The 11,835-nt window shown below is 70.6% G+C and carries 14 protein-coding genes and 2 tRNA genes; 14 read left to right on the plus strand and 2 right to left on the minus strand.

Annotation, left to right across the window (positions count from 1 at the left end):
- Positions 1–3: 3 nt before the first annotated feature.
- From JR064_RS20935 to fdxA, 5 genes are all read left to right on the plus strand, one after another.
- On the plus strand, positions 4–624 hold the full coding sequence (locus JR064_RS20935; RefSeq protein ID WP_179564229.1) for a 2-dehydro-3-deoxy-6-phosphogalactonate aldolase: 621 nt from the start codon (positions 4–6) through the stop codon (positions 622–624).
- Entirely contained in the window at positions 621–1,772 is a 1,152-nt protein-coding gene (dgoD, locus tag JR064_RS20940; RefSeq protein WP_179564227.1) for a galactonate dehydratase, read from the plus strand. The genes JR064_RS20935 and dgoD overlap by 4 nt, the downstream gene beginning before the upstream one ends.
- Positions 1,773–1,780: 8 nt before the next feature.
- Positions 1,781–2,698 carry an SMP-30/gluconolactonase/LRE family protein gene (locus JR064_RS20945; RefSeq protein ID WP_206231019.1) on the plus strand — a complete coding sequence of 306 codons (918 nt, stop codon included), beginning with the start codon at positions 1,781–1,783 and terminating at the stop codon, positions 2,696–2,698.
- On the plus strand, positions 2,695–3,594 hold the full coding sequence (locus tag JR064_RS20950; protein WP_206231020.1) for a 2-dehydro-3-deoxygalactonokinase: 900 nt from the start codon (positions 2,695–2,697) through the stop codon (positions 3,592–3,594). The genes JR064_RS20945 and JR064_RS20950 overlap by 4 nt, the downstream gene beginning before the upstream one ends.
- A gap of 151 nt (positions 3,595–3,745) precedes the next feature.
- Positions 3,746–4,069, plus strand: a complete 324-nt coding sequence (gene fdxA, locus JR064_RS20955) for a ferredoxin FdxA (protein WP_039005179.1) — start codon at positions 3,746–3,748, stop codon at positions 4,067–4,069.
- A gap of 239 nt (positions 4,070–4,308) precedes the next feature.
- Here fdxA and JR064_RS20960 read toward each other — a convergent pair whose 3' ends face one another.
- Positions 4,309–4,842: a hypothetical protein gene (locus JR064_RS20960; RefSeq protein WP_179564221.1), complete on the minus strand. Its 534-nt coding sequence runs from the start codon at positions 4,840–4,842 to the stop codon at positions 4,309–4,311.
- An 18-nt stretch (positions 4,843–4,860) separates the two neighbouring features.
- Positions 4,861–5,769: a 4-hydroxy-tetrahydrodipicolinate synthase gene (dapA, locus tag JR064_RS20965; protein WP_179564219.1), complete on the minus strand. Its 909-nt coding sequence runs from the start codon at positions 5,767–5,769 to the stop codon at positions 4,861–4,863.
- Between the two features lie 160 nt (positions 5,770–5,929).
- Here dapA and JR064_RS20970 point away from each other — a divergent pair, with 160 nt between their 5' ends.
- The 9 genes from JR064_RS20970 to JR064_RS21010 all read left to right on the plus strand — a co-directional run bounded on the left by JR064_RS20970 (position 5,930) and on the right by JR064_RS21010 (position 11,834).
- Complete coding sequence (locus JR064_RS20970; protein ID WP_087943489.1) at positions 5,930–6,505, plus strand: glycine cleavage system transcriptional repressor; 576 nt, start codon at positions 5,930–5,932, stop codon at positions 6,503–6,505.
- A gap of 61 nt (positions 6,506–6,566) precedes the next feature.
- Complete coding sequence (locus tag JR064_RS20975; protein WP_009604221.1) at positions 6,567–7,046, plus strand: peroxiredoxin; 480 nt, start codon at positions 6,567–6,569, stop codon at positions 7,044–7,046.
- A gap of 84 nt (positions 7,047–7,130) precedes the next feature.
- Positions 7,131–8,531 (plus strand): PhoH family protein, encoded by a 1,401-nt coding sequence (locus tag JR064_RS20980; protein ID WP_179564215.1) that lies wholly within the window; start codon positions 7,131–7,133, stop codon positions 8,529–8,531.
- A complete protein-coding gene (locus JR064_RS20985) occupies positions 8,528–9,022 on the plus strand; it encodes a hypothetical protein (RefSeq protein WP_206231021.1) in 495 nt (164 codons plus the stop codon). Before JR064_RS20980 ends, JR064_RS20985 begins: the two co-directional genes overlap by 4 nt.
- Positions 9,023–9,091: 69 nt before the next feature.
- Positions 9,092–9,760: a YoaK family protein gene (locus tag JR064_RS20990; RefSeq protein ID WP_179564211.1), complete on the plus strand. Its 669-nt coding sequence runs from the start codon at positions 9,092–9,094 to the stop codon at positions 9,758–9,760.
- Positions 9,761–9,803: 43 nt separating this feature from the next.
- Positions 9,804–10,613, plus strand: coding sequence for a bifunctional hydroxymethylpyrimidine kinase/phosphomethylpyrimidine kinase (thiD, locus tag JR064_RS20995; protein ID WP_191826953.1), 810 nt, complete (start codon positions 9,804–9,806; stop codon positions 10,611–10,613).
- Positions 10,610–11,461 carry an alpha/beta hydrolase family protein gene (locus JR064_RS21000; RefSeq protein WP_206231022.1) on the plus strand — a complete coding sequence of 284 codons (852 nt, stop codon included), beginning with the start codon at positions 10,610–10,612 and terminating at the stop codon, positions 11,459–11,461. The genes thiD and JR064_RS21000 overlap by 4 nt, the downstream gene beginning before the upstream one ends.
- A 63-nt stretch (positions 11,462–11,524) precedes the next feature.
- Positions 11,525–11,601, plus strand: a tRNA-Arg gene (locus tag JR064_RS21005).
- Between the two features lie 159 nt (positions 11,602–11,760).
- Positions 11,761–11,834: transfer RNA gene (locus JR064_RS21010), tRNA-Arg, on the plus strand.
- Position 11,835: the final 1 nt, after the last annotated feature.

Here is an 11,835-nt window from a genome sequence, read left to right on the forward strand (position 1 = left end):
CCGATGTCCGCCGTCTCCCCGTTCCAGTTTCCCCTGATCGCGATCCTGCGCGGCCTCACCCCCGACGACGCGCTGGACCATGTCGGCGCGCTGGCCGAGGCCGGTTACGACGCGATCGAGATCCCGCTCAACTCGCCGCGCTGGGCCGACAGCATCGGCGCGGCGGTGCAGGCGTTCGGCCAGCGCTGCTGGATCGGCGGCGGCACCGTGCTGAAGATCGCCGACGTCGATGTCCTCGCCGATCTCGGCGCGCGCTTCATCGTCACCCCGAACACGCGGCCGCCGGTGATCCGCCACGCGGTCGCGCGCGGCCTGCAGGTGGTGGCCGGCTTCGCCACCGCCACCGAAGCCTTCGACGCCCTCGACGCCGGCGCGCAGATGCTCAAGCTGTTCCCGGCCGCCACCTACGGTCCCGGCCACCTGCGCGCGTTGCGCGCGGTGCTGCCGCCGACGGTGCCGCTGTTCGTGGTCGGCGGGGTCAGCACCGACACGCTGCACGACTACCTGGCCGCCGGCGCGACCGGCGCCGGCATCGGCGGCGAACTGTACCGGCCCGGCCAGGCGCTCGCGCAGACCCGGGCGCAGGCCGCCGCCTTCCGCCAAGCCTACTTGGACCACGCATGAAGATCGTTCGCCTCACCACCTATCACGCCGCGCCGCGCTGGCTGTTCCTGAAGATCGAAACCGACGAAGGCATCACCGGGTGGGGCGAACCGGTGATCGAGGGCCGCGCGCGCAGCGTCGACGCCGCGGTGCACGAACTGAGCGGCTACCTGATCGGCAAGGATCCGGCGCGGATCAACGACCTCTGGCAACTGCTGTACCGCAGCGGCTTCTACCGCGGCGGGCCGATCCTGATGAGCGCCATCGCCGGCATCGACCAGGCGCTGTGGGACATCAAGGGCAAGGCGCTGGGTGTGCCGGTGTACGAACTGCTCGGCGGGCTGGTGCGCGACCGCATGAAGACCTACCGCTGGGTCGGCGGCGACCGCCCGTCGGCGACCATCGCGCAGATCCAGGGCTACCGTGAGCTGGGTTTCGACACCTTCAAGTTCAACGGCACCGAGGAGATGAAGCTGATCGACGGGCCGCGCGCGGTGGACGCGGCGGTGGCCAAGGTCGCGCAGATCCGCGAGGCGTTCGGCACCAGCATCGACTTCGGCATCGACTTCCACGGCCGTGTCGCCGCGCCGATGGCGCGCGTGCTGCTGCGCGAACTGGAGCCGTTCAAGCCGCTGTTCGTCGAGGAACCGGTGCTGCCGGAACTGGCCGAATACTATCCGCGCCTGGCCGCGTCCACACCGATCCCGCTGGCGGCCGGCGAACGCATGTTCTCGCGCTTCGACTTCAAGCCGGTGCTGCAGGCCGGCGGCCTGTCGCTGCTGCAGCCCGACCTGTCGCATGCCGGTGGCATCACCGAATGCCTGAAGATCGCCAGCATGGCCGACGCCTACGATGTCGGCCTGGCCCCGCACTGCCCGCTCGGCCCGGTCGCGCTGGCCGCCTGCCTGCAGGTGGATTTCGTCTCGCACAACGCGGTGTTGCAGGAACAGAGCATCGGCATCCACTACAACGAAGGCGCCGACCTGCTCGACTACGTGATCAACAAGGAAGACTTCGCGTGCGACGATAGCGGCAGCATCGCCGCATTGCCCAAGCCCGGCCTCGGCGTGGAAATCGACGAGGAGCGCCTGCGCCATGCCAACGAAAATCCGCCCGACTGGCACAACCCGGTCTGGCGCCACGCCGACGGCAGCATCGCCGAATGGTGAGTGAGCCCATGAGCACCGAATCCGCACACACCGCCACGCTGGCGGTGGACAGCCGCTGCACCCACGGCGAAGGCGTGGTCTGGTGCGAACGCCGGCAAGTGCTGTTCTGGGTCGACATCGACGGACGCCAGCTGTGGCGGCACGACCCGGCCAGCGGCGCCACGCGTCACTGGGCCCTGCCCGACCGCCCCGGCTGCCTGGGTCTGTTCGACGACGGCCGCCTGCTGCTGGCGCTGGCCAAGGGCGTGTACGCCGCCGATCCCGATGCCAGCGCCGCCGACGCGACCGACTTGCCGCTGCACAGGCTGGCCGACCTGGAGCCGGAGCGCGACGACACCCGCGCCAACGACGGCCGCGCCGACCGCCACGGCAATTTCGTGTTCGGCACCATGAGCGAACGCGCCGACCAGGCCCCGGTCGGCAGCTTCTACCAGTGGTCCGCGCGCCACGGCCTGCGCCGCCTGCCGTTGCCCGGCGTGGCCATCCCCAACGCGATCTGCTTCAGCGCCGACGGCCGCACTCTGTACTACTGCGACTCGGTGCGCCCGCAGATCCTGTGCTGCGACTACGACGCCGCCAACGCCCAGACCGGCAACAGCCGCGTGTTCGCCGAACTCGATCACCCCAGCGCCGAACCCGACGGCGCCATCGTCGATGCCGAAGGCCACCTGTGGAACGCGCAATGGCGCGCCTGGCGCGTGGTCCGCTACCGGCCCGACGGCAGCGTCGAGCGTAGCGTCGCGCTGCCGGTCAAGCATCCCACCTGCCCTGCTTTGGGCGGCGCCGACGGCCGCACGCTGTACCTGAGCACCTCGCGCATGGACCACGCCGACGCCGAACTGGCGTGCACGCCGCAGGCCGGCGGCCTGTTCGTCGCCGCGGTCGGCATCGCCGGCCTGCCCGAAGGACGCATCGCCAGCGCATGATCGCCATCGATTGGGGCACCAGCAGCCTGCGCGGCTACCGGCTCGCCGCCGACGGCCGCGTCCTCGAGCAGCGCCGCAGCGACCAGGGCATCGGCGCCTGCCAGGGCCGCTTCGCCGCGACCCTGGCGGCGCTGATCGACGGCTGGCCCGGCGACGTGGTGCTGTGCGGCATGATCGGCAGCCGCAACGGCTGGATCGAACTGCCTTACGCGCCCTGCCCGGCCGACGCCGACGCGCTGGCCGCGGCGATGCAGCCGCTGCAGGACCCGGCCCTGCCCGGGCGCACGCTGTGGTTCGTGCCCGGCGTGGCCAGCGGCGCCGAGGCGGTGCCGGACGTGATGCGCGGCGAGGAGACCCAACTGATCGGGCTGCTCGACGTCCTCGCGCAGGACGCCCGGGACGCGGGCCGCCACAGCGTGTGCCTGCCCGGCACCCACAGCAAATGGGTCGATCTGGAACACGGTCGCATCGCCGCCCTGGCCACGATGATGACCGGCGAGCTGTACGCGCTGCTGCGCCAGCACAGCCTGCTGGCGCGCCTGATGGATGCCGACGACGCGCAGTTCGACGGCACCGGCTTCGACGCCGGCCTGCAGCGCAGCGGCGAGCCCGGCGGCCTGCTGCACCACCTGTTCGGCGTGCGCAGCCTGGGCCTGTTCGAGCGGCTGAGCGCGGCGGCCGCGCCGTCCTACCTGTCCGGCCTGCTGATCGGCCACGAACTGCGCGCGCGCCTGCCGCTGGCGCCGCGCGTGCACCTGATCGGCGGCAGCGGCCTGCTGAACCGCTACGCGCACGCGCTGCGCGCGCTGGGCAGCGCGGTCCACAGCCACCCGGAAGACCTCGCCGCACGCGGCCTGTACCGCCTGGCGCAACGCCGCGGCGGCATCGGCGTCTGATCCCCGCACCGTCCCCGGCGCCGCCTGCAAGCCGCGCCGCAAGACCCGCCTGCCGCGGCGCGGCGGGACCCGCGCCGGCACCGCCACGCGCATTCTCCACGCGCCGGCGCCGACTGCTTTAGAATTGCGCGCTTAACCGCCGGATCGAACCATGCCTTTTGTCGTCACCGAAAACTGCATCAAGTGCAAATACACCGACTGCGTGGAAGTGTGTCCCGTGGATTGTTTCCACGCGGGTCCCAATTTCCTGGTGATCGATCCGGACGAGTGCATCGACTGCACCCTGTGCGAGCCGGAGTGCCCGGCCAACGCGATCTATCCCGAGGACGACGTGCCGGCCGGACAGGAAGGCTTCGTCGCGCTCAACGCGGAGCTGGCCAAGGCCTGGCCGGTGCTGACCACGCGCCAGGAACCGCTGCCCGACGCCGCCGAGTGGGACGGCAAGCCGAACAAGCTGCCGCTGCTGCTGAAGTAACCGGCGCGCAGCGCCGTCGAGGCAACCCAAGCTGCGCGAGCGGTTTTGTAGGAGCGGCTTCAGCCGCGACAGGCTCCATCGGTAAAGCCTGTCGCGGCTGAAGCCGCTCCTACAGGGGATTCCTGGAACCTCAGCATCCGGGCGCAATCCGCATCTTCCCCAAAACGAAACGGGCGCCCTGCGGCGCCCGTCTCTGTCCATCGCCACAGCCGGCGCGCACGCCGGCCGGCGACGCCGGCTCAATGGCCGAGCTTGGCCTTCAGCGCCGCGATCAGCTTGACCGGGGCATCGCCGTTGGCCGGCATGCCGCGCGGATCGACCGCCGACACGTACACGCCGGCATCCACCGCCACCACGCGAACCAGGAAGTTGCTGCCTTCGTAGGCCACGTCGTAGGAGCCCAGCACCTGCGCACGGCTGGCGATGGTGACGCCCTCGATGCCGCCCAGCGCGTCGCCGACCTGGCCGAACACCTGGTCGCGCGCGCCCGGCACCACGAAACCGCTGTTCGACGCCGCCGGCGCCTGGGCCGGCGCGCTGCCGGCGCCGGGGCGCTGCGTGGCCGAGGCCAGCGCCGGCACCTTCATCGCCGCCGAGGTATCCGGCGCGGTCAGATCCGGCGGCACTTCCAGCGGACGCATTTCGGGAGCCAGCGCATAGTCGCCACGCGGCTTGCCCTTGTGGAACCAGCTGCAACCGCTGGTGGCCGCGACCATGGTGGTCGCCAGCACGGCGGCCGACAGCACGCGGACGTAGGGAACGGAAGCACGCATCGATAAATCTCCTGAGGGTCAGGCCGCGAGCGTTTCGCGGCTGGATAGTTCTTCCAACGCGGCTGCGTCGGTGGCGAGACGGTCGGCCGTGGCGTGGTGCGCCGCGGACAGCGGCAGCAGCGGCAGCCGCAGCCCCTGGCCGATACCGGCGCGCTGCAGCAGCGCCTTGACCGGGATCGGGTTGGATTCGATGCCGCAGAAGGCGTGGAACGGCTGCAGGCGCGCGTCCCAGGCCTGCGCCGGCTCGGCCTGGCGCGCACGCGCCAGGTCGCACAGGCGGCGGTAGGCGGCCGGCAAGGCGTTGGACGCGACCGAGATCAGCCCGTCGTAGCCGCCGAGCATGGCCTGCGCGGCGCTGCCGTCGTCGCCGCTGAGCACGGCGAAGCCGTCGCTGCGCAGCGCCAGCAGCGCGGCGATGCGTTGCGGATCGCTGCTGGCTTCCTTGATGCCGACGATGTTCGGATGCTGCGCCAGCTGCGCCACCGTCTCCGGCAGCAGGTCGCAGCCGGTGCGCCCGGGCACGTTGTACAGCACCACCGGCAGGCCGCCGTGCTCGGCCACCTGCAGGTAATGCGCGAGCAGGCCGGCCTGGGTCGGGCGCACGTACGGCGGCGTCACCACCAGCGCGTACTGGGCGCCGTTGGCGGCGGCGCGGCGGGTCAGCGCGACGGTCTTGGCGGTGCCGGACAGGCCGGTGCCGGCCAGCAGCGGCACGCGCCCGCCGATCGCCTGCGCCGCCTCGCGCAGGATCAGGTCGTACTCCTCGTCCAGCAGGGTGGCCGCCTCGCCGGTCGATCCCGCCACCACCACGCCCTGCACGCCGCCGTCCAGCTGCCGTTTGAGCAGCCGCTGCCAGGCGTCGAGGTCGAGGTCGCCATTGCCCTGGAAGGGCGTGGCCAGGGCGGTGATGATGCCGGAGAGGGACAAGATGCGTGATGCTCGCTGTGATTTGGAGAGGGCCGCGTGCAGCCCGCACGGACGGGATTCGTCCCGCATGTTACTTGCGGCCCGAAAGCGCGGGCAAGTATGCTGCATACTGCGCCGAGCGACCGCCCGGACGCCGTTCAGCCTTACGCAATCCTACGCAATGCCGGAAGCCCCTTTGACAGACACCACGCCCCGGCCCGCGCCGACCGAAAACCACCTCCTGATCAACGCCTATACGACGCATCCGGAGTCGCCGCTGTTGCCGGTGACGCGCCGTATCGCCGACAGCGGCTGTAATCTCGTCGATGCGCGCCTGGCCACGGTCGGCCGCGACGTGTCGGTGACCGCGCTGGCGACCGGCTCGTGGGATTCGGTCGCCAAGCTCGAAGCCATGCTGACCCGGCTCGACCGCGAGGAAGGCATGAAGCTGGTGTGGTACCGCACCGGCGCCAAGCAGGCGCAGTCCAACCTGCTGCCCTACATCGTCGAGGTCATCGCCGCCGACAAGCCGGGCATCCTGTTCCAGCTGGCGGACTTCTTCGACCGCCAGGGCATCACCATCGAGAACCTGCAGAGCACCCGCTACCGCGCGATGCAGACCGGCGCGGAGATGTTCTCGGCGCAGGTGACGATCGGGGTGCCGGCGAACATGCACATCGCCGCGCTGCGCGACGACTTCCTCGAGTTCTGCGACCACCTGAACCTGGACGCGATCATGGACCCGATGAAGTTCTGATCCGCGCTGGACATCGATGCATTCGAACGCAGATGATGGCGATGCACGCGGAGGACACCCCATGAAGGACGGCGACACCCTGGACCGCACCACGCTGGCACTGCCGCTGGCGTTGTCCGGCGGCGCCAGCGCCACGCTCGGCGATTACGCCGGCCGCTGGCTGGTGCTGTATTTCTATCCGAAGGACAGCACCCCCGGCTGCACCACCGAGGGCATCGACTTCAACGCGCTGCTGCCGCAGTTCGAGCAGGCCAACGCCGCCGTGCTCGGCGTCTCGCGCGATTCGCTGAAGTCGCACGACAACTTCTGCGCCAAGCAGGGCTTCCGCTTCCCGTTGGTCAGCGACGCCGACGAGGCCCTGTGCCGCGCGTTCGACGTGATCAAGGAAAAGAACATGTACGGCCGCCAGGTGCTCGGCATCGAGCGCAGCACCTTCCTCATCTCGCCCTCGGGCCGGCTGCTGCGCAGCTGGCGCAAGGTCAAGGTTCCCGGCCACGCCCAGGCCGTGTTCGACGCACTGCAGGCCGCCGCCCAGCAGTGATCATTCGCGTTTCCCGCACGTCGCATCACCCTGCCCTGCGCAGGCCGTGATGGTCTTTCCCTGTCCCACTCCCAGGAATCCACGATGACCCGAGGCAAGCGCATCTACGTGCTGGATACCAACGTGCTGATGCACGACCCGACCGCGCTGTTCAAGTTCGAGGAACACGACGTGTTCCTGCCGATGCAGGTGATCGAGGAGCTGGACAACGCCAAGAAGGGCATGTCCGAAGTCAGCCGCAACGCGCGCCAGGTCAGCCGTTTCCTCAACGAGCTGATCGAGGGCGCCGGCGCCGAGCAGATCGAGTCGGGCATCCCGCTCAGCCATCCGCAGGGCATCCAGCTCAAGAGCAGCGGCAGCATCGGCCGGCTGTACTTCCAGACCCGCCCGGTCGAGCCCGGGCGCAGCTTCGGCACCGTGGCGCCGGACAACAAGATCCTGGCCGCGGTGCTGGCGCTGCGCGAGGACGGCCCGGAAACGCCGGTGATCCTGGTGTCCAAGGACATCAACCTGCGGATCAAGGCGGCGATCAGCGGCCTGATCGCCGAGGACTACGAGAACGACCGCGCGCTCGACGATTTCAGCCTGCTGTACACCGGCGCGATCGAGCTGCCGGAGGATTTCTGGCAGAAGCACAACCAGGACCTGCGCAGCTGGAGCGACAAGGGCCGCACCTGCTACGAGATCGCGCTGGCCGACGACGAGGACTGGTATCCGAACCAGTACCTGTACCTGCCCGGCGACGACGAAGTGGAACTGCGCGTGGTCAAGGTCAGCGGCGAGCGCAAGGCGACGCTGGCCTTGGTCGACGACTTCCGCAGCGGCCAGCACGCGGTGTGGGGCATCGCCGCGCGCAACCGCGAACAGAACTTCGCGCTCAACGCGCTGATGGATCCGGAAATCGACTTCGTCACCCTGCTCGGCACCGCCGGCACCGGCAAGACCCTGCTGGCGCTGGCGGCGGGCCTGGCGCAGACCATGGACCAGCAGCGCTACCGCGAGATCATCATGACCCGCGCCACGGTCAGCGTCGGCGAGGACATCGGGTTCCTGCCCGGCACCGAGGAAGAGAAGATGACGCCGTGGATGGGCGCGCTGACCGACAACCTGGAAGTGCTGACCCACAACCAGGAAGGCGGCGCCTGGGGCCGCGCGGCGACCAACGACCTGCTCGCCAGCCGGATCAAGATCCGCTCGATGAACTTCATGCGCGGACGCACCTTCCTGTCGCGCTACCTGATCCTGGACGAAGCGCAGAACCTGACCCCGAAGCAGATGAAGACGCTGATCACCCGCGCCGGCCCCGGCACCAAGATCGTGTGCCTGGGCAATGTCGAGCAGATCGACACGCCGTACCTGACCGAGACCACCTCGGGCCTGACCTATGCGGTGGACCGGTTCAAGGCCTGGCCGCACAGCGCGCACGTCACCCTGCGCCGCGGCGAGCGCTCGCGCCTGGCCGACTACGCCTCGGAGGTCCTGTGAACGCCGCCGGCGCGTGCCGTCTCGGCGGCGCGGCGCTGGCCCTGGCCCTGCTCGGCGCGTGCACCACCACGCGCGGGCCGGCCAGCGTGCCGACCGCGATCAAGGCCGGGCAATCGTGGATCGTCACCCGCAACAGCACCGCCGCGCAGGTGCTCGATACCTGCTCGCGCGACAGCCCGGCGCGCCACGACGGCGCGGTGAGCGGCTATTGGGTGCCGAGCGTGGAGCAGATCGCACAGCTGGAAACCCGGCTGGCGCAACTGCAGCCGGACATCGCCGATCCGGCCGGCGCCGACCGCCAGTACGTCGGCATCCTCTACCGCGGCAAGCAGGCGATCTACGTCAACGCGTTCAAGCCGCACGACGACAGCGACCTGGATCCCAGCGTCGACGCGGTGCGCGTGTGCGGCGGCGGCGGCGGCTTCTGGGGCGCGGTGTTCGACCCGGACACCGGCACGTTCTCCGAGATCGCCGTCAACGGCGCGAAGTAGGCCGCGACGCATGCGCCGCCAGCCCCCGCCCAGCCTGTCGCGCGCCGCGCCGCGGCGCCGCACCGGCGCATGAACTTCGAGTTGCCGCGCTGGGCCTGGGCGTTCGCCGGCGCGCTGGCCTGCGTCGCCGGCATGGTCAACGTGGTCGGCTATCTGGGCTTCGAGCACCAGGCGGTGACCCACCTGACCGGCACCACCACCCTGCTCGGCGCGGCGCTGGCCGATGGCGACATGCGCGTGATCGGCAACCTGCTGGGCGTGGTGCTGGCCTTCCTCGGCGGCGCCGTGCTCAGCGGCATCGTGGTGCAGGACAGCCGGCTGCGCCTGGGCCGCCGCTATGGCGTGGCGCTTGCCTTGGAAGCATTGCTGCTGCTGGCGGCGATGCAGGCGTTCAAGCAGCAACAGCTCGTCGGCGCGCTGTTCGCCGCCACCGCCTGCGGCCTGCAGAACGCGATGACCACCACCTACAGCGGCGCGGTGGTGCGCACCACCCACCTGACCGGCATGTTCACCGACCTGGGCATCGGCCTGGGCCAGGCCCTGCGCGGCCTGCCGCTGCCGCGGCGGCGCATCCGCCTGAGCCTGCTGATCATCGGCGGCTTCCTGCTCGGCGGCGTGCTCGGCGCCTGGGCCTACCGCCATGTCGGCTTCGATGCGCTGCTGGCGCCGGCGCTGCTGACCGGCCTGGTCGGCACCATCTACGCGCTGCAGGCCCACTACCGCCGCCAGCAGCGCTGACCCCGCGGTCGCCAAGCCGCGGCGGGCGCTGCACAATCGGCGCATGAGCGAACCCACCGTCGTATCCGCACTGAGCATCGCCGGCACCGACTCGGGCGGCGGCGCCGGCATCCAGGCCGACCTGAAGACCTTCGCCGCGCACCGCGTGCACGGGCTGTCGGCGATCGCCGCGCTGACCGCGCAGCACACCCGCGGGGTCAGCGCCGTGCACGTGCCGCCTCTGGCGTTCCTGCGCGCGCAACTCGACGCCTGCTTCGCCGATTTCGACATCGGCGCGGTCAAGCTCGGCATGCTCGCCAACGCCGCGGTGATCCACTTGGTCGCCGACGCGCTGGAACAGCACCGCCCGCCGTTCGTGGTGCTGGACCCGGTGATGGTCGCGACCAGCGGCGCCAAGCTGCTCGAAGACGACGCGCTCGATGCGCTGCGCGGCCGCCTGCTGCCGCTGGCGACCCTGGTCACGCCGAACACGCCGGAAGCGCAGCTGCTGCTGGGCCGCACGATCGAGAACGCCGACGATGCCGAGCACGCCACCGCCGCGCTGCTCGAGGCCGGCGCGCAGGCGGTGCTGCTCAAGGGCGGCCACCTGGCCGAAGGCCATCGGGTGATCGACCGCTACGACGACGGGGTCAGCCGCAGCGAATTCAGCCATGCGCGGCTGGACTTGCAGGCGCACGGCACCGGCTGCACCCTCGCCGCGGCGATCGCCGCGCAGCTGTGCCAGGGACTGGCGCTGCCGGTGGCCTGCGAGGCAGCGATCGACTACGTCGCCCGCGCGCTGCAGGGCGGCTACCGTCCCGGCCGCAGCGAGGTGGTGGTGCTGGACCACTTCGGCGCCGCGCGCAACGCATGAGCACGCACGCGCCGGCGAGCGGGGCGCTGCCGGCCGTCGCCGGCGACGGCCACCGCTGGACGCTGCTCGCACGCGTCCCCGCGGCGCCGCGCCAGGCGCTGCTGTGGCTGCCCGCGCTCGGCGTGGCCGCGCGCCACTATCTGCCGCTGGCCGAAGCGCTGGCCGCGCAGGGCGTGGCGGTGTTCCTGCACGAATGGCGCGGCAACGGCAGCAGCGCGCTGCGTCCGTCGCGCGCGCAGGACTGGGGCTATCGGCAACTGCTGTGCGAGGATCTGCCGGCCAGCCACGCGGCGATCGCGCAGCACGCCGCGTTGCCGCTGACCATCGGCGGCCACAGCCTCGGCGGGCAAATCGCCTGCTGCTACGCCGCGCTGCATCCGCAGGCCTTCGCCCAGCTGTGGCTGGTCGCCAGCGGCACGCCGTACTGGCGCCAGTTCGCCGCGCCGCGTCGCTATCTGCTGCCGCTGGCGTACCGCTTCCTGCCGTGGCTGGCGCAGCGCCAGGGCGTGCTGCACGGGCGCAGGCTCGGCTTCGGCGGGACCGAGGCGCGCTCGCTGATCGCGGACTGGGCGCGAGTGGGCCTGAGCAATCGCTATGCGGCGGCCGGCATGGCCGCGGATCTGGAAGCGCTGCTGGCGCAGGTGACCGCACCGGTGCGCGGCGTGGTGCTGCAGGACGACTGGCTGGCGCCGGCCACCTCGCTGCACGCCCTGCTGCGCAAACTGGCGCCGCGCACGCTCGAGCTGCGCTCGCTGGATGCGGCGCAGCTGGGCGCTGCGGCCGACCATTTCGCCTGGATGAAGCGGCCGGCGGCCGTGGCGCAGGCCCTGCTCGGCAGCGCAGACTGAATTTTTTCCGCGAAGGGCATTGACGGGTCCGGGGGACTCGGTAATAATCCCGCTCCTGACGACGCGCCCGTAGCTCAGTTGGATAGAGTACCTGGCTACGAACCAGGCGGTCGGGAGTTCGAATCTCTCCGGGCGCACCAGTCAGATGAAAAACGACAAACTCGGTTTGTCGTTTTTTTTTGCGCGTTCGCCGGCTATTGCGGGCATGCGACCGCGACGTTGCGCAGCGCAACGACGCATCGGCACACGCCGCTGTAGACGAATCGGCAGAACTCGGGAATAATCCCGCGCCTGACAACGCGCCCGTAGCTCAGTTGGATAGAGTACCTGGCTACGAACCAGGCGGTCGGGAGTTCGAATCTCTCCGGGCGCAC

The organism is Xanthomonas bonasiae (genome assembly GCF_017163705.1).
Lineage (GTDB): Bacteria > Pseudomonadota > Gammaproteobacteria > Xanthomonadales > Xanthomonadaceae > Xanthomonas_A > Xanthomonas_A bonasiae.